Origin of the sequence: Blautia sp. SF-50 (genome assembly GCF_900101315.1) — a bacterium.
Taxonomy (GTDB): Bacteria; Bacillota; Clostridia; order Lachnospirales; family Lachnospiraceae; genus Blautia_A; species Blautia_A fusiformis.
Map to the genome: position 1 here is coordinate 1 of NZ_FMUW01000043.1, position 22,705 is coordinate 22,705.

The 22,705-nt window shown below is 43.5% G+C and carries 20 protein-coding genes and 1 tRNA gene; 20 read left to right on the plus strand and 1 reads right to left on the minus strand.

The features are described from left to right. Nucleotides 1–147 precede the first annotated feature (147 nt). Both BLP57_RS16020 and BLP57_RS16025 read left to right on the plus strand, forming a co-directional pair. Nucleotides 148–218 (plus strand) — tRNA-Trp (locus BLP57_RS16020). Nucleotides 219–397: 179 nt separating this feature from the next. After that, nucleotides 398–1,159 (plus strand): hypothetical protein, encoded by a 762-nt coding sequence (locus tag BLP57_RS16025; RefSeq protein ID WP_139148865.1) that lies wholly within the window; start codon nt 398–400, stop codon nt 1,157–1,159. A gap of 379 nt (nt 1,160–1,538) precedes the next feature. Here the strand turns inward: BLP57_RS16025 and BLP57_RS16030 are convergent, their stop codons facing one another. Next, entirely contained in the window at nt 1,539–2,132 is a 594-nt protein-coding gene (locus BLP57_RS16030; RefSeq protein ID WP_092073227.1) for a 50S ribosomal protein L25, read from the minus strand. Nucleotides 2,133–2,780: 648 nt separating this feature from the next. Between BLP57_RS16030 and BLP57_RS16035 the strand changes: the two genes are divergently transcribed. From BLP57_RS16035 to BLP57_RS16120, 18 genes are all read left to right on the plus strand, one after another. Beyond that, a complete protein-coding gene (locus tag BLP57_RS16035; protein WP_021651250.1) occupies nt 2,781–3,917 on the plus strand; it encodes an ABC transporter ATP-binding protein in 1,137 nt (378 codons plus the stop codon). A 79-nt stretch (nt 3,918–3,996) separates the two neighbouring features. Further along, a complete protein-coding gene (locus BLP57_RS16040; protein ID WP_015525321.1) occupies nt 3,997–4,860 on the plus strand; it encodes a carbohydrate ABC transporter permease in 864 nt (287 codons plus the stop codon). Further along, nucleotides 4,860–5,777, plus strand: a complete 918-nt coding sequence (locus BLP57_RS16045; protein ID WP_092073230.1) for a carbohydrate ABC transporter permease — start codon at nt 4,860–4,862, stop codon at nt 5,775–5,777. The genes BLP57_RS16040 and BLP57_RS16045 overlap by 1 nt, the downstream gene beginning before the upstream one ends. Before the next feature lie 142 nt (nt 5,778–5,919). Then, entirely contained in the window at nt 5,920–7,281 is a 1,362-nt protein-coding gene (locus BLP57_RS16050; RefSeq protein WP_022427090.1) for an ABC transporter substrate-binding protein, read from the plus strand. Nucleotides 7,282–7,493: 212 nt separating this feature from the next. Further along, nucleotides 7,494–8,870, plus strand: a complete 1,377-nt coding sequence (locus BLP57_RS16055; RefSeq protein WP_092073233.1) for a sugar transferase — start codon at nt 7,494–7,496, stop codon at nt 8,868–8,870. 82 nt (nt 8,871–8,952) lie between these two features. Further along, nucleotides 8,953–9,696 carry a glycosyltransferase family 2 protein gene (locus BLP57_RS16060; protein WP_059086347.1) on the plus strand — a complete coding sequence of 248 codons (744 nt, stop codon included), beginning with the start codon at nt 8,953–8,955 and terminating at the stop codon, nt 9,694–9,696. Between the two features lie 114 nt (nt 9,697–9,810). Continuing rightward, nucleotides 9,811–11,175: an acyltransferase family protein gene (locus BLP57_RS16065; protein ID WP_092073236.1), complete on the plus strand. Its 1,365-nt coding sequence runs from the start codon at nt 9,811–9,813 to the stop codon at nt 11,173–11,175. 7 nt (nt 11,176–11,182) lie between these two features. Then, on the plus strand, nt 11,183–12,484 hold the full coding sequence (locus BLP57_RS16070) for an adenylyltransferase/cytidyltransferase family protein (RefSeq protein WP_015525326.1): 1,302 nt from the start codon (nt 11,183–11,185) through the stop codon (nt 12,482–12,484). Between the two features lie 3 nt (nt 12,485–12,487). Next, on the plus strand, nt 12,488–14,767 hold the full coding sequence (locus BLP57_RS16075) for a LicD family protein (RefSeq protein ID WP_092073239.1): 2,280 nt from the start codon (nt 12,488–12,490) through the stop codon (nt 14,765–14,767). A 41-nt stretch (nt 14,768–14,808) separates the two neighbouring features. Next, nucleotides 14,809–15,966 (plus strand): LicD family protein, encoded by a 1,158-nt coding sequence (locus BLP57_RS16080; RefSeq protein WP_092073242.1) that lies wholly within the window; start codon nt 14,809–14,811, stop codon nt 15,964–15,966. Between the two features lie 4 nt (nt 15,967–15,970). After that, complete coding sequence (locus tag BLP57_RS16085; protein ID WP_092073245.1) at nt 15,971–17,779, plus strand: thiamine pyrophosphate-binding protein; 1,809 nt, start codon at nt 15,971–15,973, stop codon at nt 17,777–17,779. A gap of 1 nt (nt 17,780) precedes the next feature. Then, nucleotides 17,781–18,518: an SDR family NAD(P)-dependent oxidoreductase gene (locus tag BLP57_RS16090; RefSeq protein WP_015525329.1), complete on the plus strand. Its 738-nt coding sequence runs from the start codon at nt 17,781–17,783 to the stop codon at nt 18,516–18,518. Between the two features lie 326 nt (nt 18,519–18,844). Continuing rightward, nucleotides 18,845–18,994: a 50S ribosomal protein L33 gene (gene rpmG, locus BLP57_RS16095; RefSeq protein WP_044961412.1), complete on the plus strand. Its 150-nt coding sequence runs from the start codon at nt 18,845–18,847 to the stop codon at nt 18,992–18,994. A gap of 25 nt (nt 18,995–19,019) precedes the next feature. Further along, complete coding sequence (gene secE, locus BLP57_RS16100; protein WP_015525331.1) at nt 19,020–19,226, plus strand: preprotein translocase subunit SecE; 207 nt, start codon at nt 19,020–19,022, stop codon at nt 19,224–19,226. 15 nt (nt 19,227–19,241) lie between these two features. Next, nucleotides 19,242–19,763 carry a transcription termination/antitermination protein NusG gene (gene nusG, locus BLP57_RS16105; protein WP_015525332.1) on the plus strand — a complete coding sequence of 174 codons (522 nt, stop codon included), beginning with the start codon at nt 19,242–19,244 and terminating at the stop codon, nt 19,761–19,763. 68 nt (nt 19,764–19,831) lie between these two features. Then, entirely contained in the window at nt 19,832–20,257 is a 426-nt protein-coding gene (gene rplK / locus BLP57_RS16110) for a 50S ribosomal protein L11 (protein ID WP_015525333.1), read from the plus strand. A 95-nt stretch (nt 20,258–20,352) separates the two neighbouring features. Beyond that, nucleotides 20,353–21,048 (plus strand): 50S ribosomal protein L1, encoded by a 696-nt coding sequence (rplA, locus tag BLP57_RS16115; RefSeq protein ID WP_015525334.1) that lies wholly within the window; start codon nt 20,353–20,355, stop codon nt 21,046–21,048. 252 nt (nt 21,049–21,300) lie between these two features. Continuing rightward, nucleotides 21,301–22,296, plus strand: a complete 996-nt coding sequence (locus BLP57_RS16120; protein WP_330389498.1) for a D-alanyl-D-alanine carboxypeptidase family protein — start codon at nt 21,301–21,303, stop codon at nt 22,294–22,296. Nucleotides 22,297–22,705 lie beyond the last annotated feature (409 nt).

Below are 22,705 nucleotides of genomic sequence, written 5' to 3' on the forward strand. Positions count from 1 at the left end.
ACTGTTACTAATCGGGTGAGGGCTTGACCAAGAAACGCAGGTTAAGAATTGATTCAAGAGTTTGATTAACGATCAACAAGCATGTATGTAGTTTTGAGAGTACAATGTAAAAGAATTTGTGGCCAACAGCCACTTTTTCTTGTATATAGGGGATTGGTCAAATGGTATGATAGGGGTCTCCAAAACCTTTGGTGGGAGTTCGATTCTCTCATCCCCTGCTCCTTAGGAGCCTGAAAGCCTTTAAAATCAAGGCATTCAGGCTCTTTTGTTTTGTCCAAAAAGGGCAGGGTACCAACTTTGGGGCTCTGCCAAAATCCAGACAAAAAGGAGGTTGCACGTCAAAGATTTCTTCCCCCGGTATGATTGCAAATTAGAACATTTTGAGCAAGAGATGGAAATGAATTACGATGAATTTGTGTCATATTTATTAAAGAAATATGGACCAGCTAAATATGATTATTTTACAAATGCTACTTGTAAAACTAAAAGTAAGCGAATTTCAAGAACTAAAGAAGGGTTATTTTGTCATCATATAGATGAAGATAAAGGCTATATGCTTTCGCATATAGGATGTGCATTAGAACAACCGTTTGAGTACCAAAAAGCAGAACGTCTAGTTTATTGTAATTATATTGAACATTTATTACTTCATATATTGATTGGAAAAAACGCTTTTTGGTCTAAACGTCAAAAGTTAATTGCACCTAAGCAATTTTCTTATTTCATTGTTCCAGGTGTTTCTTATATTTGTTCAGAAATAAATTTGTTGTATGACCAAAATGGAAGTTCTGTAGAATGGAGAAATAGGTGTTTTAAAAAAATAGAAAACAATTTTGAAGATTATATTTACATATTAAATTCATTTATTCAATATATAGTGGACAATTATTCTGGAAATATAAATCAAAAAGAAATTATGGTGGGACAACATCTTATCCACAAAGAACTGGGAGAAGGCATCATTACTGATATAGATGGTGAAGAAATATTTTCGGAAGTGACTATTCAATTTGCAAATTGTAAGAAAGTCATTTATAGAAATCAGATTGATAAAGGAGATTATCATAAGGAAATAAGGAACATTAAAGAGAACCTTGCTTCCGATACATATAGTAATGTGATAATAAAATCTGTATATAATCGTTTAGTAGTAGAGTGAGGTTAAGAAACAAGGCGAAGCCGATACGCCGTAGGGCAGTTTTTGACGGAGCGTTTATAGATTGCTAACAAAAATTTATTAAGGAGTGTTGATATGTGTCAGGCTGTACAGGAAATGTGTGATGATGCAAGAGCAGAAGGCAGAACACAGGGGTTTACAGAGGGTGAAAGTATTGGGCTTCAGAAACAGGCGCTGCTTACAGCATAGAAAATGCTCAAAGACAGCAGATTTACACTGGAAGATATCTCTAATTTTTCCGGGTTGCCGCTGGATGAGATAAAGAAATTACAAATGAAATAACATTCTTAGAATTATGTAAATAAAACCAGGGGATTGCCACCAGGCAATCCCCTGAAATATTTCATATGAAATTATAAAATTATTTCGCTTCAGCTTCAGCGCCTTCAGCGTCCTCATCCTCTTCCGGAGCTGCCTCATACTCACCGATATGAACAACAACTGCATCCTCAGGTGTAATGAAGTGAACGTGTTTACCTTCCGGGATCGGGAGGTCTTTTACATGGATATCACGGACGTCTGCAGGATAGCCGTTGAAGTCGATGACGATGGTGTCAAGAAGGTTGGCCGGATCTGCTTTGTAGTGGATCTCTTCCATTTCCTGCTCAACGATACCCTGAACCATGTCGGTGTGCTCCAGTTTGACAGCGACTGTTGTGGAAACCTTCTCACCGGCTACCAGTGCCTGGAAATCCAGAGCCATCAGCTGTTTTTCAATTGGATTATAGTCAATATTTTTTACCAGGGCATCAACTTTTTCGCCTTCGATGTCCAGGTAAACCTGTGTACCTTCTTTATTTGCTTTAATGAATTTGGCTGCCTCGGCACCGTTAAACTGAAGTGCTACAGGCTCTTTCATTTCTTTTCCACTAAGAATTCCTGTGACGTAACCCTCACGTCTTAATTTTTTAGCTTTTACATTCGGGTTTCTTTTCTCTGCTTTCAATGTGATCATGTCAAATTCCTCCTCCTGATGCATGGATTCCGGTAATGTTGCTGTTCGCGCTGTTCGCAGTAACACGAATTCTGCATTTCTTTTCTGATTGGGATTATTATAGCACTTCTCGGACGAGGTGGCTAACAAAAAGTTAGAAAATTTAAGAACAATATTTTGTATTGTTTGACTTATATACAAAACTTCAAGGGTAAAATTAGACAAAAACAAAGCATATATTTGAGATTTTACAGAAAAAATTAAAACAACATAAAAAAATGCACAAATCAAGTGATCATAAAAGCCTGAAAGTTGTCATTTATCTGGAAGAGAGGCAAGTATTAAATATGAATATTCTATTTTTATTTGATTCAGATATGCGAGGAGACGGGAAATATCCATATTGCTGACATATTGGAGAGAGCTGTTGTGATCAATGTAATAAAAATTGGAAGATATGATGCAGGACAGAGATGACGGCGAAAGAAGGTGGCAACATAATGCGATGGGTATTTTACTCTGGAGAAAGAATTTAACGGAATTGCATATAATTTCTGAAACAATTTAACATACAATTCACAAATCTTTATCTCAACCACGATATCTGAACAGCCGAAAAAATCCTATACTACAAACTATGTGAGCGAGAGAAGAGAAAGGAGATAAGTAATGTCAGAAATTGCACTTAGAAATGTATGTAAGCAATTTGATTCGGAGCATTACGGTGTGAAGGATTTTAATCTTGATATACATGATAAAGAGTTTGTGATCTTTGTAGGTCCGTCCGGATGTGGAAAATCCACCACTTTGCGTATCATCGCAGGCTTGGAGGAGATTACAGACGGCGAGCTGTGGATCGACGGTGAGCTTTCCAATTATCTGGAACCGAAGGAGAGGGGAATGTCCATGGTGTTCCAGAACTATGCCTTATATCCGAACATGACAGTTTATGGAAATATGGCATACGCCCTGAAGATCCGTAAGCTTCCGAAGGATGAGATCGACAGAAAGGTCCATGAGGTGGCAAAGATCCTGGAGATCGACCAGCTTCTTGACCGGAGGCCGGCGGCTCTTTCCGGCGGTCAGAAACAGCGAGTTGCCATTGGAAGTGCAATTATCCGGAAGCCGAAAGCCTTTCTCATGGATGAGCCCCTTTCCAATCTGGATGCAAAGCTTCGTGCTCAGATGCGTGTGGAGCTTGTGAAATTACATAAACAGCTGGACACCACCATTATTTATGTAACGCACGACCAAACAGAGGCCATGACTCTTGGGACTAAGATCGTGGTCATGAAGGATGGCTTGATCCAGCAGGTGGGAGCGCCGCAGAGTATTTATGACAATCCGGTAAATCTTTTCGTAGCAGGCTTCCTTGGTTCTCCGTCCATGAACTTTTTCCGGTGTACGGTAAAAGCAGAAGAAAATAATCGCACGGCCCTTCTTCTGGATGATGCCAAAACTGTGAAAAAGGTTTATCTGGACGGAACCAGAGGAAAACAGATCGCAGACAGATATAACGGCAGACACGTGATCCTCGGAATCCGTCCGGAGGATATCTACGAGTTTGATGAGGCGAAAAAGCTTGGTATTGAAAATGAAAGCGTAGATGTAGATGAGCCTGTAGTAAACCGGGAGATGCTGGGAGCGGAAGTGATCCTCTATTTTGATGAGCAGGGCAAAACCCTGGCAGTCCGCTTAAGTCCGGAAAATCAGACACAGGTAGGGGAGAAGGTTTCTCTGTATTTTGATATGGAGAAGGCCCATGTGTTTGATCCGGAGACAGAAGAAAATATTTTTGTGTCATGAATTTATGTCACGGAAGAGCTTGAGTACAGGCAGATCAGCCTGTAGATAGAATCTGATTATGCAAGGAGGAGAAATAGTTATGGAAAATAACAGCAAAAGCAAGATCACACCGTACTTATATCTGGTGCCTTGTATGCTTATTTTTGGAATTTTTCTGTTTTATCCGTTTGTGAAAACAATTTATTTAAGTCTTTACAAGACCAACAAGATGGGACAGGCAAAGCTGTACGTTGGTCTGGGCAATTATAAAGAGCTGCTTCAGTCAGCATCCTTTATCAACAGTCTGAAGGTAACGCTGATCTTTGTGCTGATCGTTGTGGTCGGCGGCATGCTTCTTGGTCTGATCGCAGCAGTGCTTTGTAACAAGGCGTTTCCGGGAATCCGGGTGTTCAGCACATCCTATGCTCTGCCAATGGCTATTGCATCCAGTTCTGCGGCAATGATCTTCCAGATCATGCTCCACCCGGCAGTAGGTATTGTGAATAAGCTTACCGGCCTGGATATCAACTGGCTGAACGATCCGAACACGGCTCTGATCTGCGTAGCCATTCTTACTGCGTGGCTGAACAGCGGGATCAATTTCCTGTATTTTTCCGCAGGACTCGGGAATATTGATGAGACCATTTATGAGAGAGCTTCTGTAGATGGAGCCAGCAGTGTGCAGCAGTTTTTCAGCCTGACGCTTCCGGGACTTTCCCCGATCATGTTTTACACACTGGTGGTAAATATCATACAGGCATTTCAGTCCTTTGGACAGATCAAGATCCTGACAGAGGGTGGTCCTAATGAGTCTACCAATGTTATTGTTTATTCCATTTACAGGGATGCGTTTTTTAACTACCGCTTCGGAAGTGCGGCAGCCCAGTCTGTTATCCTGTTTGTGATCATCATGATCATCACACTGATCATGTTCCGTATTGAGAAGAAGGGAGTGAATTACTGATGAGCCAGATGGAAAATATGGCAGTCCCGGCAGTGGGAAACATGTCAAAAGAGGAGCTTCTGGAGCTGAAAAAAGCTATGAATGCAAAGGCTCTTGCAAAGAGAAGGACAAGAACAGCACTCCGTGTTACGGCAAATGTTGTGTTTGCGGTTCTGGTCCTGCTTCCATTGCTTTATGCCATCAGTATTGCACTGATGCCTTCCAGTGAACTGTTTACTACAGAGTTGAATCTCTTTCCCAAGAATCCGACCTTTTCCAACTTTATCAATGCATTCCGCACCGTTCCACTTCTCCGATTCATATTGAATTCCTTTATCATGGCGGGATGCATTACCATCGGACAGATCATTACCTGTTCTCTTGCTGCTTTTGCGTTTTCTTTCCTGGAATTCAAAGGAAAAGGTATTCTCTTCATGGTTGTGATGGCAACCATGATGGTTCCGGGAGAGGCAACGATCATTTCCAACTACCTGACGGTATCAAGCTGGGGAATGCTGGATACTTATCAGGTACTGATCGTGCCTTACCTTACATCCGCAATGGGAATTTTCCTGTTCCGTCAGTTTTACATGACTTTCCCGATCTCACTGTATGAATCGGCAAAGCTTGACGGCTGCAGCAATCTGAAATTTATCGTAAGGATCCTGCTTCCGCTGACAAAATCCGCTATTGGCGCTATGGCAGTGTATACCTTTATCAACGCATGGAATATGTACATGTGGCCGCTGCTTGTAACAGGCTCCAACAATATGAGAACCGTTCAGATCGGTATCAGTATGCTGGATAGTGTGGATTCACAGTCCATCACCCTGATGATCGCAGGCGTTGTTATGATCATCATTCCGTCCATTTCCATTTTTATCGTTGGACAGAAACAGCTGATCAGAGGAATGTTCTCGGGTGCAGTCAAGGGCTGATATCGGAGCAGGCAGCAACCCTGCAGCATCCTGCTGTAAGGGGAAAATATTGCAAAAAGATACTGCAAAGTCGTAAGACGGGCAGTTCATCTTATATAAAAAAATGAAAAAAGAGAAAATTTTTCAAGAGGAGAAAAAAGTTATGAAGAAAAAAATCATCGCAGCTTTCCTTACCACAGCAATGACTATCGGTTCTCTTTCCGGAGTAACTGTATTCGCCGCAGATGCCGGCACAGATGAAAAAGTAGAAATGGCAGATGCTTCCGATGTAGACGGAACTACCATTACCTTCTGGCATTCCATGGGTGGTGTCAATGGCGAGGCGATCGATACACTGGTAAAAAAATTCAACGATGAGAACGAATACGGAATTACGGTAGATGCTCAGTATCAGGGTGAATATGATGATTCCCTGAACAAGCTGAAAAGTGCACAGATCGGAAACATGGGTGCGGATCTTGTACAGGTATATGAAATCGGAACAAGATTCATGATCGATTCCGGATGGATCGTGCCTATGCAGCAGATGATCGACGCAGACAGCTACGATGTATCTGAGATCGAGCCGAACCTGGCTGCATACTACACCATCGACAATGAGCTGTACTCCATGCCGTTCAACTCTTCCACACCGATCATGTATTACAACAAGGATATGTTTGATAAAGCAGGCATCACAGAAATTCCGGACAGCCTGGAGGGCATCGGTGAGATCGGACAGGATCTTCTGGACAAAGGCGGCGCAGGCGAGGTAATGTCTCTTGGAATCTACGGATGGTTCTTCGAGCAGTTTATCGGAAAGCAGGGCCTTGAGTATGCAAACAACGGAAACGGACGTAAAGAGGCTGCTACAGCTGTTGCTTTTGACGAGAATGATGCTGCAAAGAATATCCTTACAGCATGGAAGGATCTTAACGACAAGGGCTTCGCACCGGTCGTAGGAAAAGGCGGCGATGCTGGTCTGGCAGATTTCTCAGCAGGAAAATCTGCGATCACTCTTGGCTCCACAGCTTCCCTGAAACAGATCCTTCAGGATGTAAACGGAAAATTTGAGGTTGGTACTGCATACTTCCCGAAGATCAAATCCAGTGACGAGGGCGGTGTTTCCATCGGAGGTGCATCTCTTTGGGCACTGAACAACAATGATCCGAAAAAGCTTCGTGCAACATGGGAGTTCGTAAAATTCCTGATCTCTCCGGAGTCTCAGGCTTACTGGAACGCACAGACCGGATATTTCCCTGTAACTGTAAAGTCTCAGGAAGAGCAGGTATTTAAGGATAATGTTGCAAAATATCCGCAGTTCCAGACAGCGATCGACCAGCTTCATGATTCTTCCGCCGACTATGTAGGCGCTCTGTTAAGTGTATTCCCGGAGGCAAGAGCTACCGTGGAATCCGAGATTGAGAGCATGCTCAACGGAAAAGAGGATGTGGATACGGCTGTGAAAAACATGGCAGATTCCATCAACAAATCCATCGAAGAGTATAACCTGGTGAATGAATAATTCGAAAAGGCGTGGAAACTGAAAAAGAAAAATAAATATATACAGCCAAAAATCCCCGGGTAAGCTCCTGGGGATTTTTGCTATAGTCACGGAAAAAAACATCCTGACAGGAAAATATCAGGAGAAAAATCAGAGGAATCTCTGGACGTAAGAGTATATATTGGCTATAATGATGAAGTTAATATCTACTCCTCAGGAAGGAAGAAAAATCTGTGAATAGAAGTAAAAGAGAAGATTATAAGAGATTTGTGGTATTTTGTCTGGCAAGTCTGATCGTAATCGCACAGGCAGCGATCTTTGCTTATGTATGGTATGATTTTTACAGTGACCTGATCCTGAAGCCATTCTGGAGAAAAGGTAACTGGGTAATGATCCTGATCTATGCGCTGATCTATCTGATGTTTGCCAAGCTTTACGGAGGTCTGAAGGTAGGCTATCTGAAGCGTATCGATGTATTTTATTCATTGACGCTGGCAACGATCTGTACCAATGTTGTGACGTATTTTCAGATCACACTGATCAACAGATGGTTTATGTTGGCCAGACCGGTGATCGAAATGACCGGAGTCCAGCTTGTTGTGACGGTACTGTGGATCTGGGGCTCCAGGTATATTTACTCCAGACTGTACGGAGCCAGAAGGCTGCTGGTGATCTACGGAGACCGTGATCCCGGTGATGTGATCCACAAGATGAACACTCGAAAGGATAAATACGATATCAGCGGTAAGGTTCATATCCGTGAGGGCGAAGAGAAGATCCATGCCATGATGGAAGATTATGAAGGCGTGATCATCTGGGATCTTCCGTCCCAGATCCGAAACAGGTATCTGAAATACTGTTTTTCTCATTCCATCCGCTGCTATATGAGCCCGAAGATTTCCGATATCATCCTGCTTGGAACAGACAGGATCCATCTGTTTGATACGCCGCTTCTGATGTGCAGGAATCAGGGACTTTCCATGGAGCAGCGTGCAGCCAAGAGAGTTCTGGATATCATTGTTTCCGGACTTGGGATCATCGTATCCTCACCCATCATGCTGATCATTGCCATTGCGGTGAAGGCTTATGACGGCGGTCCGGTATTTTATCTCCAGGATCGTCTTACCTATCAGGGAAAGGAATTCCGCATCCGGAAATTCCGAAGCATGTGTGTGGATTCCGAGAAGAACGGGGCGCGTCTTGCGTCCAAGCACGATTCCCGTATCACACCGGTAGGACATGTTCTGCGTAACCTGCATCTGGATGAGCTTCCCCAGCTGTTTAACGTGTTTATGGGTGATATGTCTCTGGTAGGTCCACGTCCGGAACGAGATGTGATCATGCAGGAATATGAGCAGGAAATCCCGGAATTCCACTATCGTCTTAAGGTAAAAGCCGGACTGACCGGTTATGCTCAGGTATATGGCAAATATAACACCACACCGTATGATAAGCTGAAGCTGGATCTGTTTTATATTGAAAATTATTCATTCCTTCTGGATATCAAGCTTCTGTTTATGACTGTAAAGATCTTTTTCCAGAAAGAAGTTTCCGAGGGCGTGGATGATAATCAGAAGAACGCTCTTAAGGATTCCGAAGACAAAAAATAAGTAACGAAACGAAATGCGTGTCAGGCTGCGGCAGATCATCCTGACGCGCATTTTGTGGATAGAGAGGACGGAGGTTGTTTTTATGGAAAAGCCGTTGGTTTCCGTAGTGATGCCCGTATATAACGGGGAAAGATATATTGGAAAAGCGATCGAATCAGCACTGGGACAGGAGGTTCCGGTAGAAGTGCTGGTCATTGATGACTGTTCTGCAGACGGCACAGAACTTGCTGTAATGAAATATATGGACAGCGGAAAGATCCGTTATATCCAAAATGAACAGAATATGGGGGCTGCCCGTTCCAGAAACCGGGGCGTAAAGGAAGCCCGGGGAAAATATATCGCATTTCTGGATGCGGATGACTGGTGGGAAAAGGGCAAGCTGAAAGCCCAGACAGAGGTTATGGAACAGACCGGCTGTGCGATCTGCTCCACCGGAAGAGAGCTGATGACGCCGGATGGGCGCACTACCGGCAAATATATTCCGGTAAAGGAACGGATCACATACAGGGAGCTTCTGAAGCATAACAGCATCAACTGTTCTTCCGTATTGCTGCGCAGAGAAGATGCACTTGCGTTTCCAATGGAGCATGATGACAGCCATGAAGATTACATTACCTGGCTCCGGATCCTGAGAAAGGGAGGATTTGCAGCAGGGATCAACAGACCTTACCTGAAATACCGGCTCAGTGAAGGGGGAAAATCCAGAAATAAGCTGAAGTCTGCGGCAATGACTTATCAGGTGTATCGGTATGTGGGATATGGTCCGCTGAAGAGTCTGTTTTTCTTTGTTTCCTATGCGCTCCACGGGATATGGAAATACCGTTGAAAAATTCTGGAAGAGGTGAATAATTCTGACATATATTAATTCTTTATTTCCAAATTCATAAATATATGTTATTATTTATTCATACTTTTATCAAATATTACAAGGTGGAAACAAATGAAACAGAGAACGGATAGCCAGGGAGTTCCGTATTCTTACCTGGTCGATAACATTAAAGTAGTACTGATCTTTCTTGTCGTATTTAATCATCTGATCGCATTTCAGCTGGTCAAGGTGGACATGGTGGTGCGTTATGTATGGTATGGGATCACCATTTTTCACATGCCTGCTTTTATTTTTATATCTGGATATCTTTCCAAGAAGCCACAGGATGTACTGAAGAATGTGAAGAATCTGCTGATCCCTTATATTCTTGGATACAGTCTGACCTGGTATGCTTATATCTGGACCGGCAGAAGCATGGATTATGAGCTGCTCCGTCCGTCTGGAACAGTTATGTGGTATGTGCTGGCATTGTTTATCTACAGGCTGACTATCGAAGCACTTGGCAAGATACGTTTTATCGTGCCTCTGAGCATTATTTTTGCATTGTGGGCAGGAACAAGACCGGAATTTACGACCTATCTTTCAAGCTCCAGGATTGTTGTATTTTTTCCGTTTTTTGTGGCAGGCTATCTGTGGAAGAGTGATTACACAGACGTGGTCCGTAAATTCAAGGGTAAATGGATCCTGCTCCTGGTTTCAGCCCTGCTTTTGTATGCAGTTCCGAATTTTATGATCGCCAATGAGATCCCGGTAGATATTTTCCGTGGGAATCATACGTATCAGTTATCGGGAATGGATGATATCACAGGAATGCTGATCCGCCTTCTGATGTATCTGGTATCTTTTGTGCTGGTGCTGACGCTTCTGGCATTGATCCCGGATGTGAAGCTGCCGGTTACCTTTGTTGGAAGAAATACCATGGGGATTTATTTTTTCCATTATCCGATCATGATCGTACTCAACGGCCTGCTTCTTCTCAGCATCCCGCAGATGCTGAATGTCTGGGTGCTTTTCGGAGTATCCTGGGTGCTTGTGCTGATCCTTGGAAGCAAGCCGGTATCTTTCCTCTACGGAGGGGTACTGAACCTGCTTACATTTATTCTGTTCAAACGTGAGAAGCAGGTGCAGGATGAAGGACTTGAGGATGAATATGATGAAGATGACCGTTATGAGATCATACTGAAAAGAAAGAAAGCCATTGAGGAGCTTGCGGCAACTCTGGACGAGGAAGATGCACGTAAGGTGAAGGACGATGTGGCGGCTGTACTGGAACATGAGACAGAAGAGACGGAAGAAATCCGTGACGAGGATTTCTTTGTAGATGAGGATCTTGAGATGGAGGAAGGCATGGATGATGCCGGAGCTCCACAGGAATTTGAGCAGCTCCAGGACCTGGATGATATATTAGAGATCACAGAACCGCAGGGGGGAATGGAAGTGCTTTTGAAAAATAAAGAAGAGAAAGCGCAGGATTAAATTAATAATGAAAAAAGTCATTACTTACGGTACCTTTGATCTGTTCCACCAGGGACATTACAATATTCTGAAAAGAGCCAGGGAGCTGGGGGATTATCTTGTTGTGGGTGTCACCAGTGAAAGCTATGATATCGAACGCGGCAAGCTGAATGTACAGGACAGCCTTCTGAAGCGTATCGAAAATGTCCGCAAGACTGGTTTTGCGGATGAGATCATTGTAGAGGAATATCAGGGGCAGAAGCTAAATGACATTACAAAATACAATATCGACCTTCTGGTAGTCGGTTCGGACTGGCGTGGCAAATTTGATTATCTGAAGAATTACTGTGAGGTCGTTTATCTGGAACGTACCAAAAATATTTCCAGTACCAAGCTCAGAAGTGAGGGTATGATCTACAGCATGGGCATTGTTACGGATGATACAGAGGACAACGAAATGGTGATGGAGTCCAAGTATGTCAGCGGACTGCATGTAGAAAGTGTGTATTCCGAGGACGTTTTTGTTGCGAGAGAATTCTGTGACAGATACGAACTTGACTCTTATGGTACAGATTACGGGCAGTTTCTGGAAGGATTGGATATCATTTATATCCGATCCGGTCTGAAAAACAGGGCAGATTATATCCGAAAGGCACTGGAATGTGATAAATATGTGATCAGTGACACGCCTATGGCTCTGGAGCCGGAAGAGATAAGAGAGCTGTTTGCACTGGCAAAGGCACATCAGGTTGTTCTGGTAGAGAAGCTTACCATGGTCTATCTGCGCGCGTTTACGCAGCTTGTCTGGCTGACACATGGAGCGCTTGTGGGAGATGTGGTAGCTGTAAAATGCGCGATTTCTCAGGATGATTTTGAGGGCGGAAAAAATTTCAGCGAAACAGTCAGCCAGGCGCTGTGTGCATGCATCAAGCTTCTCGGTAAGGATTACCTGGAGGTGAAGAGCAATGCGGTGAAAAGCAGTGACGGCTGCTTTATTTATGATATGATCACGATGAAGTATCTCCGGGCACTAGCGACCATTGAGATTGGAACAACGGTGGATGTGGAAAACGAGCTTGCGATCATCGGAACCAGGGGGCGTATCACCGTACCCGGTGACTGGTGGAATACCGGATATTTTGAAGCCAAAATAGAAGGTCAGGAATTCCTGAAACGCTACAGCTTTAATTTTGAGGGAAATGGTCTTCGCTATCTGCTTCAGGAGCTGGTCATCATGATCCGTGACAGACGGACAGAATGTACGAGATTTTTTTATGAAGAATCAGAAACTCTGGCTGAGCTTTTGAAAATAATTAATCAAAGAGGTTGACAGATGACTGAAAAACAGGAGCTTCTTTTGCAGCTCTTCCGAGAGATTGATGAAATCTGCAAAAAGCATAATCTTAGATATGTGATGGCAGGGGGAACCCTGATCGGTGTCCTTCGAAATGAAGGTTTTATCCCCTGGGATGATGATGTGGATATTTACATGCCAAAAAGTGACTGGGATAAATTCGTAGAGATCTGTAAAACAGAAATGCCGCCAAATCGGGCAATCCACTGTTCTGATGTAGACAGGACATATACGAATGGATTTCCGCGTTATGCCAGTACAGACAGCTGTTCTATCCATAAGCATCAGATCATCGGAGAGGACAAAGCTGGAGAGATCATCGATGTGCTGACATTGGATCCAATTCCTGATGATGACCGTGAATATGAAAAATACAGGACACATATGATGATCTATACAGATCTTCTTAATATAGGGGCAGTATTTGGAATACGTTGGGAAATTTCGGCATTTAAGTATCTTTACTGGCTTATACGCTATACATTTTTCGGGAAAGACAGAACATTGAGGAAACTTGAGAAGATCATGTTTTCCTATAAGGAGGAAGAATGTAATCGTTATGCCATGCGCTGGGGTGGATGCCCGTTTCTTTTTGATAAAGATATGATGTTCCCTGTAAAATATATGAATTTTGAAGGGGAAAAAGTCATGGTTCCGAATAGAACCAGTGATTATCTGATCTGGCATTACGGAGATGAATGGTCTTATATACCGCCTCATGGGGAAAGGGAGTCCCATGAGTCTGTTTATGTGCCGGGAGCTACGTATCAGGAAATTCGTGATGAATACCTGCCAAGAATCAGTAAAGGGCGTATTCGGAGACAGATGACATTCCGTAAATTTTACTGCCTTTTACACGCAAAAGAGAATCACCGTCTGGATGCACAGCGAAACAAGATTCGTGCAGATGTAACGGGAAAGGATCTGGAAGCAAGGATTCTGAAATTGGAGAAACCTCTGGAAACATATATTGCAGAGAGAAAATATGGCATATTAAATGAAGTGTTTGAGAAATATTATCAGGTTCAGCTCAGTGCGGAATTTGTGGGACGTGAAGATTATTTTTCGATTTATCCGTTTTATCATCCAACTTTGATCCAGGTGTCAGACGAGATTTTTCAGGCTGCGATGTTGACTTTGATTTATCATGAAAGAGTAGCAAAAGCATGGCGTATGTATGAAGTTCGGAAAAAACTGGATCATCTTACGCCGGAAATGGAAAAAACAGTAGAAGATATCCATTTATTCAGAAAAGCTGCCAGCCATTATGAGTTCAAAGAAATGGATCAGGCAGAAGAAATCGTAAATGGTCTCATGGAACGTTATCCGGATGCGCCGGGATTTTTAAAGTTTAAATGCCGTTTTGTAACAGCACGTGCCAAACAGAATAGAAAATTTTCTGAAGCAGATGAGTTTTTGGAAAAGTGTCTGCAGCTTTTTCCTGATGATGGATATTTTATGAAATACAAGGGTGATATGTTGTGGGAAAAAGGTCTCCAGAATGAAGCATTGGTTGAATATGCCAAAGCCAGAGAATGTACAACAAATGGAATTGTACAGCTGGAATTAGATAAGCTTCTCTGTGAGAAAAAAGATATGGCAATAGAAGAATGTATGAACCTTCTTCAGAACCGACAGAAAACACAGGCGGTTTCTATGATGGAGCTGTGGTGTAAACTGATGCCGGAGGATAAAGAAGCAGAAGGGGCTTTTTATGTAGCTAAAGTACAGTGCGCCAGAACCAGAACAGAGCTTGAGGAACTGGTAACAGAGCTTTACAAAAAAATAGGTATTTCGAATAAAATAGAGAAAAAACCTCTTGCGGATGAAGTATTTTACAGAAAAGCACTTACCCAGGCATGGCAGAGATTTGGTTATCCTGAACCTCTTGCGGAGATTCGTACCAGAATTGTATGTACAGAAGATGAAAGTGATCTGGAATATCTTGCAGAAGAAATGAGAAATTTTCAGGTGCGTAAACAATGGAATTGTGAAACGTATAAACTGCTTGGTGATATTCGTAAAAAACAAGGACAGACAAAACTTGCATTTGAAAATTATTTTCATGCTATGGAATATGAACCGCATTCTTATATAAAAACAGAGTTGTCCAGAATCTTTCTGGAAGATCTTTACAAAGGAAGCAGAAGAGCCGGATTTTTTGCAAAGCGAACAGATGCAACAGAGTTTCTTGATGCCTGGTTAGGTAAATATAAAAGCCAGAAAGATCTGGAGAAACTTTTGGAGAGAATATTGTAACTATTTGCAAATATAGTAAATCGGCAGAAAAGAGGTAAAATGTGTTAACAAGAGAACAGCAGACGATACTGGAACTTCTTAAAGAAATAGACACTATATGCAGAAAGAATAAGATCACATATTTTCTTTCGCCATATTTTACCCTGTGTGCTGTAACAGGACGCTCTTTTCCAAAGAATCCTACAAGTGGTGCTGTATATATGAAAACTGGGGATATGGAAAGATTCAAGAATGTTTTTGAAGAGGAACCGGAGTTGAGAAGAGCTTTGGAATCTATGGATAATAACAAACGTTTTCCGGGTTTTCATCTCAGATATATTAATAAGGACACTCTGTTTTATAAACTGGACGATTACGGGAAGTATCAGTATCCGGGAATTGCAATAAATATTATGCCGCTGCAGTGTGAGTATGGACCTAAAAGGAAATATCTTTGGAATCGTATGCTAGAGGATGGATGGAAAAAGATCTGTGCAAAAAATGGCAGATGGAAGACAAAGCGAGATTTTGCATGTATCTGCATGGTACGTTTTCTGTCTTTATGTGGGAGAGAATGGCTTGGGAAAAGAATATTCAGGGATCTTATCCATCAGCCACAGGAAAATGCAAAAACATATGTGGTACGTTTTTTGAACAACAATTTTTATTATCCAGCATCTATTTTTGAAACTCCGCAGGAAGTAGAACTGGAGGGTGAAAGATTTTTTGTTCCGGGAAATACAGATAAGTATCTGCAGATAGCCTATGGAAAAAAATATAAAAACAAGGCACCGGAAAATTATCGTCAGCCACCAACTGTAATGTGCAGTGCGTTGATTCCATGTGAAGAATTTATGAAGCAGTCCAAAGAACTGAAACGTCTTGCTGCCAGCAGAAAAAAACGTGCAAAACACAGAAGGTTTGAAATGGGTTATAAGGAATATTTTAACCAGTGTTGGGATTATGCGAAGTTCTGCGGAAAGAAATATACCTGTGCAAGGGCATATAGACAGAAGGGTGATTATATTCGTAATTTGTATAAGAATGCAGATTACATGGAACTGGAGAAAACATTTTCCGCATATACAAGCATGATGAACAAGTGCCTGAAATATGATGAAATATTCGAAGCAGATCCGGAGATACTGGATCTATATATGAAGTATCTTGAGAAAACAGGACGGATATCATTTTTGGAAAAGGTAAAAAAATATGTCTGATAAAATGAAACTTACAGATTATGTGACAGAATTTCTTCAGAAAAAAGGAATTTATGATTTTTTTGGATACCAGGGAACTATGATCGCTCATCTGGTGGATTCTATTGAGCACAATCCCAATACAAGAAGCCATTCCAGTTATAATGAGCAGGGAGCGGCTTTTGCAGCCTGCGGTTATGCACAGGCCAAAGAGTCCTGTGCATGTGCGTATGCTACCAGCGGTCCGGGTGCTGTGAACCTGCTTTCCGGTGTGGCTGATGCGTATTTTGATTCTCTGCCTGTGATTTTTATTACCGGACAGCTGAATACTTATGAATATTCCGGGATCGACGGTCTTCGCCAGCAGGGATTTCAGGAAATTGATATTGTTTCCATGGCGAAGCCTGTGACCAAATATGCAGTGCAGATCCGGGAAGCACAGGATATTGTGAGAGAGCTGAATCTGGCATGGCAGATCGCCAATACAGGCCGGAAAGGACCGGTTCTTATTGACCTTCCGATGAATATCCAGAGAGGGGAAGTCAGTGATCCGGTTTATGATATGAAGTTTTCCGATGAGGAGACAGAGGTAGCTGTATACAATCGGAAAGATGGTGGAAACGGAGTTGCTTTTTACAGGGAGGCTGTGGATAAAGCTGATTCTTCTGATGCGGATGTTGCAGTAGATGATATTTTATGTAAACTGAAAACAGCGAAGCGGCCGGTGTTCATGATCGGCCACGGTGCAGCAGGCCCCGGGGAAAAAATCCTCATCGATATTGCGAGAAAACATCAGATCCCGGTGATCACAAGTGTTCTGGCAAGAGCTGTCCTTGCGTGGGATGATCCGCTGAACTGTGGTTGTATTGGCGGCGCATACGGACATCGTTATGCAAATATGATCGCCAATGCCAAGAGTGATCTTCTTGTGTGCTTTGGAATTTCCCTGTGTACACGTCAGATCGGAACCAAAGTTCATGAGTTTGCCAGGGGCGCACAGATCGTGCGGGTGGACATTGATCCTTATAACCTTCAGAGAGAGATACATGAAGGCAGAGAGGGAGAGAAATGTTTTTGCGTAAGTGCGGAGGATGTGGCAGAGAGATTAGCGGACAGTGAGAATCAGATCAGTTCTTACGGGGACTGGCTTGGTGTGTGCCGGAAGATCCGGAAGGAACTCACACAGGTGGATGATGAGACTCCGGAGCGGTATCCGAACCGCATGATCGCATATTTGAGTGATCAGCTTTCCGATACCGGAGCGGTTGCTGTGGATGTGGGACAGCATATGGTATGGAGCTATCAGTCCTTCCACAATCAGCAGGGGCAGAAGACACTTTTTTCCGGCGGACATGGTGCTATGGGATATGCACTTCCGGCGGCTATCGGAGCTTATTATGCTACCGGCAAGCCGGTGGCATGTATCTGCGGAGACGGAGCCTTCCAGATGAATATCCAGGAGCTGCAGTGGGTGAAGCGTGAGAATATCCCAGTGAAGATGATCGTAATGAATAATGAGGCTCTGGGAATGATCCGTCATCTTCAGAGAGATTATTTTGACTGTGTATATGCGGATACCTCCGATGGCAGCGGATTCTCGTCCTGCGATTTTACAGATGTGGCGCAGGCTTACGGAATTCCTGCAAAGCGCATCCAGGGAGAAGACGTGGAAAAATATGCCGGTGGATTCCTGGAGCAGAACGGACCGGAGCTTCTGGAGATCATGCTGGAGCATGGAACCTACGCATACCCGAAGACCTGTCTGGGTGAGCCGATTCACAATCAGCAGCCTTATATACCGAAACCGATATTTGATGAACTGATGGAGCTGTAAAATGGGAAAAATAACTGTGATCACAGGCGGTACTTCCGGAATCGGAAGAGGGATCGCCGAAAAGATCCTGGCAGAGTCGGCAAAAACTGACAGGATCTTCGTAACATATGGACATGATGAGAAGAAGGCACTGTCGTTTCAGGAGAGTCTTCCTGAGGAAAAAAGATCTCAGGTGACTTTGATAAAGGCAGATATGTCTTCCTATGAAGAGATGATGGTTTTTGTGGAGGAGCTGAAAAAGCAGACAGACCATATTGACTGGCTTGTAAGCAATGCCGGCATCAGTACCTACGCAAAATATGAAGACTACAGCTTTGAGGAGTGGACACGGATCGTAAACACCAATCTTTCCGTACCTGTATTTATGGTCAAAGAGCTGAGATCCATGATGGTAGAGGGCGGCAGTGTGCTCTTTACCGGTTCCTATGCAGGACAGCAGGCGTATTCTTCCTCCCTTGTATATGGAGTCACCAAGGCAGCCATCCATTTTCTGACAAGATCCCTGGTAAAGGAATTTGAGCCAAAGGGCATCACAGTCAACGCTATTGCACCTGGCTTCATCGAAACTCCGTGGCACAGCGCCCGCACCCAGGAGAGCTACGACCGTATCAACCGGAAGATCGCACTCCACAGGTTTGGAACTGTGGAGGAAGTGGCGGATATGGCTTATGCAGTGCTGTCTAACGGATATATGAACGGCAGTGTGGTGGATATCCACGGTGGTTATGACTACTTTTAATAGAAGTTGAAAGTGTGCAGGAAGACAGAAGAAGACATGTTGTGCCTGCACATAAGGGTCTTCTTATTACTTTCTGTACAGGGGCGACGTCCCGAAAACGAAATGCAGCGAAGCAGAATCGGGTTTGCGCACTTGAGACGTCCGTACGGAATCTGTGAAATTCTTTATATTTAAGCGAAAAAGGCTTGACTTGCACACCTGCTCTGTGATAAAATTGACGAGCGACATGGAAGTTAGGTCTTTTTTTTATGCCCGAAAATGACGACGGATATACGTTCCGGGCGGCATAGAAGACCATGCAAATGAAAACACTGGAGGTGGAAGTTGTGCGCGTTAAGATTACATTAGCATGCACCGAGTGCAAGCAGCGTAACTACAATATGACGAAGGAGAAAAAGAACCATCCTGAGAGAATGGAGACCAAGAAATATTGTAAGTTCTGTCATACACACACTCTGCACAAGGAAACAAAGTAATCACAGAGATTTGTGAGGTTATGCTATGGAAAAACAGAAATCTGAGGATAAGCCGCAGAAGAAAAGTTGGTTTCAGGGACTTCAGTCAGAATTTGAGAAGATTGTCTGGACAGACCGTCCCACACTGGCAAAGCAGACTGTTGTGGTCGTGATCATCACGATCATCCTGGCAGTGGTTATCAGTGTAATGGATTCTGGAATTCTGGAATTCATTAATTTCTTAATGAAGTAAGGACAAGGTGATTATATGTCAGAAGCAGCAAAATGGTACGTTGTCCATACCTATTCCGGGTATGAGAACAAGGTAAAAGCCAACATTGAAAAGACGATCGAGAACAGACACCTGGAAGACCAGATCCTGGAGGTACGTGTTCCGCTGCAGGATGTAGTGGAGATGAAGAACGGAACCTCAAGACAGGTTCAGAAAAAGATGTTTCCAGGCTATGTGCTTCTCAATATGGTGATGAATGACGATACCTGGTACGTTGTCCGTAATACCCGCGGTGTTACAGGATTCGTAGGACCGGGATCAAAGCCTGTGCCTCTTACAGAAGAGGAAATGATGCCGCTTGGTATCCAGAAACCGGATATCGAAGTGGACTTCGCAGAGGGCGACATGGTAGTCGTTACCGGTGGTGCATGGAAAGATACCGCAGGTGTGATCACAGGTATCAACATGCAGAAACAGACGGTAACGATCAATGTTGAGCTTTTCGGTCGTGAAACACCGGTAGAAATAAGTTTCACAGAAATCAAAAAAGCTGAGTAATTCAAAAACAAGGTAACAGCAAGTGGGAGGGACACACCCCCGCCAATACCACATAGGAGGTGCCGAAAATGGCAAAGAAAGTAACAGGATATATCAAATTACAGATTCCGGCTGGTAAAGCAACTCCAGCACCACCTGTAGGTCCGGCTCTTGGACAGCATGGTGTAAACATCGTACAGTTTACTAAGGAGTTCAACGCAAGAACAGCTGATCAGGGAGATCTTATCATCCCGGTTGTCATCACTGTTTACGCTGACAGAAGTTTCAGCTTCATAACCAAGACTCCGCCGGCAGCAGTTCTTCTTAAGAAAGCTGCAAACATCAAATCTGGTTCCGGTACACCGAACAAGACCAAAGTAGCTAAAGTTACTAAGGCACAGGTTCAGGAGATCGCTGAGCTGAAGATGAAAGACCTCAATGCAGCATCCATCGAGGCTGCTATGAGTATGATCGCCGGTACAGCAAGAAGTATGGGAATCGAAGTCGTAGACTAATAAATACCGAAGCTTAAGTTCGGGGTTCCCGTAGAAAAAGTGAAATTTTCAAGTGGGAGGGCTTTTCCCCGCAAATACCACAGGAGGTTATAGAAATGAAACGAGGAAAGAAATATGTGGAAGCTGCGAAAGCAGTAGACCGCGCAACATTATATGATGCACCAGAGGCTATCAGCCTTGTTAAAAAAGCAGCTGTAGCTAAGTTCGACGAGACCATCGAAGTTCACATCCGTACAGGCTGCGATGGACGTCACGCAGATCAGCAGATCCGTGGAGCAGTTGTTCTGCCACACGGAACAGGTAAAAAAGTTCGTGTACTTGTATTTGCTAAAGATGCTAAGGCAGAAGAGGCAAAGGCAGCAGGAGCAGACTTCGTAGGAGCTGAGGACCTCATTCCGAAGATCCAGAACGAGGGATGGCTTGACTTTGACGTTGTAGTTGCAACACCGGATATGATGGGCGTTGTAGGTCGTCTTGGTCGTGTACTTGGACCGAAAGGTTTAATGCCAAACCCGAAAGCTGGTACTGTAACAATGGACGTAACAAAAGCTGTTAACGACATTAAAGCAGGTAAGATCGAGTATCGTCTTGACAAATCCAACATCATCCATGTTCCGATCGGAAAGGCTTCCTTTACCGAGGAGCAGTTAAGCGACAACTTCCAGACGCTTATGGGAGCTATCACAAAGGCTAGACCTAGCACACTGAAAGGTCAGTATCTGAAGAGCGTTACAATCGCTCCGACAATGGGACCTGGTGTTAAGCTTAACCCGATTAAATTAGCTCAGTAATAAATTTTAAATACCCTGTACAGAGGAAACTTTGTATGGGGTATTTTTTTATACATTTATACACCTTGATTTTTGGGGGCAAAAATCCTACAATAAGGCACAAACAGAGTTGTAACAGAACGAAAGCTCATCAGAGCTTTTTCATATAGATATTACAGAAGAAAATAATAATCATGTTAATATAAAAAAGATGGGGAAAACGTTTCTGTAAGTAAAACTTACAGATGAATTTGTCGGAACAGGGAGTATAAATTGAGATCAAAAAAGCGTAAAGCGAAGAAAATAAAAAAACAGGTAAACAAAATAAAAATGATACTCTGCCTGGTGGTAGAGGCTATCGTGATCCTGACACTTGTAGTGATCATCGGCTGGAATAAAGGGGTAGGTGACTGGATGGAGTCTCTGCAGAGACCGGTTGTCCGTAAGCTTGAGATGAGCGGTATCAACAGTCCCTACGCAGTGCTGATGCAGGTAAAAGGCGGAAAGATCATCGGAAATATGAAGGGTGATGAGAAAATCTATCCGGCTTCCATGACGAAGATCATGACGGTGATCGTGGCTATTGAGAACCTGGATGATCTGGATCAGGAGATCACTCTGACCCAGGAAATGTTCCAGGGGCTTTATGAGCAGGATGCCACCCAGGCAGGCTTTCAGCCCGGTGAGACCGTGCGGGCCATCGACCTTCTTTATGGTGCCATGCTGCCATCCGGTGCGGAGTGCTGTATCGCACTGGCGGATACCGTAGGCGGTTCCAGGGATGGATTTGTGGAGCTGATGAATAAGAAGGCACAGAGGATTGGAATGAATGGTACACATTTCTGTGATACGACAGGGCTTCATGATCCGGATCATTACAGTACAGTGAGAGATATTGCGGTGCTGCTCAGGTATGCACTTCGGAACGATACGTTCAGAGAGATCATTGAGAGTCCGCGGCATTCCACAGGAGTGACGAATATCCATCCTAGCGGGATCACATATTACAGCACCATGTTCAAAAATCTTTCTGACCCTTCCGTTACCGGTGGCAAGATCCTGGGCGGCAAGACAGGATATACCAGCGAGGCGGGTCTATGTCTTGCAAGCTTTGCAGAGGTCTACGACAGGGAATACATACTGGTAACGGCAGGCGCATCGGGAAATACTGGAAGCCCACTCCATGTGGAGGATGCGGTGACGATCTATAACCGCCTTGGAAAAGCTATTGAGGCACAGATGACAGGCAGTGATGGATCGGAGTCTTGAAAAGATAAAGGATAAATTTTGTGTATCGCGAAGTGTGTTGCAGAGAACAGAGTGAACAGTAATATTTTTGGATAAATAAACACTGGGGCTGTCGCATTAGCAAATATTTTTGCTGGGCGGCAGCCCCTTTTTATGCCAAAATGGCATCGAAATTGATTACCATTTTGATGCCATTCTTTACAAGCGCAGTTCGTCCCTAAGCATCCCTTTCAGCATGCCTTATTTCAAACTGTTTTATTTTCAATTATCAAAATCTATGCCTTTTTTAATGCAAAAAGGTGACTTCCCGTCCTTCCTGTCTGAATCTTACAATGAAGTTTATTGATATTTCGCCCCATCGCTAAAAGGATACTTTCTGCCAAGGCATTTACCTTTCCACGGTACAGATATCTCCGAAAGTTCATGTCTT

What these genes read in the sequence shown, in the direction of transcription:
- BLP57_RS16090 (WP_015525329.1), top strand. Translation starts at nt 17,781, where the DNA reads ATGGGAAAAATAACTGTGATCACAGGCGGTACTTCCGGAATCGGAAGA.
- BLP57_RS16085 (WP_092073245.1), top strand. Translation starts at nt 15,971, where the DNA reads ATGAAACTTACAGATTATGTGACAGAATTTCTTCAGAAAAAAGGAATT.
- BLP57_RS16040 (WP_015525321.1), top strand. Translation starts at nt 3,997, where the DNA reads ATGGAAAATAACAGCAAAAGCAAGATCACACCGTACTTATATCTGGTG.
- BLP57_RS16035 (WP_021651250.1), top strand. Translation starts at nt 2,781, where the DNA reads ATGTCAGAAATTGCACTTAGAAATGTATGTAAGCAATTTGATTCGGAG.
- BLP57_RS16075 (WP_092073239.1), top strand. Translation starts at nt 12,488, where the DNA reads ATGACTGAAAAACAGGAGCTTCTTTTGCAGCTCTTCCGAGAGATTGAT.
- BLP57_RS16030 (WP_092073227.1), bottom strand. Translation starts at nt 2,132, where the DNA reads ATGATCACATTGAAAGCAGAGAAAAGAAACCCGAATGTAAAAGCTAAA.
- BLP57_RS16025 (WP_139148865.1), top strand. Translation starts at nt 398, where the DNA reads ATGAATTACGATGAATTTGTGTCATATTTATTAAAGAAATATGGACCA.
- BLP57_RS16070 (WP_015525326.1), top strand. Translation starts at nt 11,183, where the DNA reads ATGAAAAAAGTCATTACTTACGGTACCTTTGATCTGTTCCACCAGGGA.
- rplK (WP_015525333.1), top strand. Translation starts at nt 19,832, where the DNA reads ATGGCAAAGAAAGTAACAGGATATATCAAATTACAGATTCCGGCTGGT.
- BLP57_RS16060 (WP_059086347.1), top strand. Translation starts at nt 8,953, where the DNA reads ATGGAAAAGCCGTTGGTTTCCGTAGTGATGCCCGTATATAACGGGGAA.
- BLP57_RS16050 (WP_022427090.1), top strand. Translation starts at nt 5,920, where the DNA reads ATGAAGAAAAAAATCATCGCAGCTTTCCTTACCACAGCAATGACTATC.
- nusG (WP_015525332.1), top strand. Translation starts at nt 19,242, where the DNA reads ATGTCAGAAGCAGCAAAATGGTACGTTGTCCATACCTATTCCGGGTAT.
- rplA (WP_015525334.1), top strand. Translation starts at nt 20,353, where the DNA reads ATGAAACGAGGAAAGAAATATGTGGAAGCTGCGAAAGCAGTAGACCGC.
- BLP57_RS16045 (WP_092073230.1), top strand. Translation starts at nt 4,860, where the DNA reads ATGAGCCAGATGGAAAATATGGCAGTCCCGGCAGTGGGAAACATGTCA.
- secE (WP_015525331.1), top strand. Translation starts at nt 19,020, where the DNA reads ATGGAAAAACAGAAATCTGAGGATAAGCCGCAGAAGAAAAGTTGGTTT.
- BLP57_RS16065 (WP_092073236.1), top strand. Translation starts at nt 9,811, where the DNA reads ATGAAACAGAGAACGGATAGCCAGGGAGTTCCGTATTCTTACCTGGTC.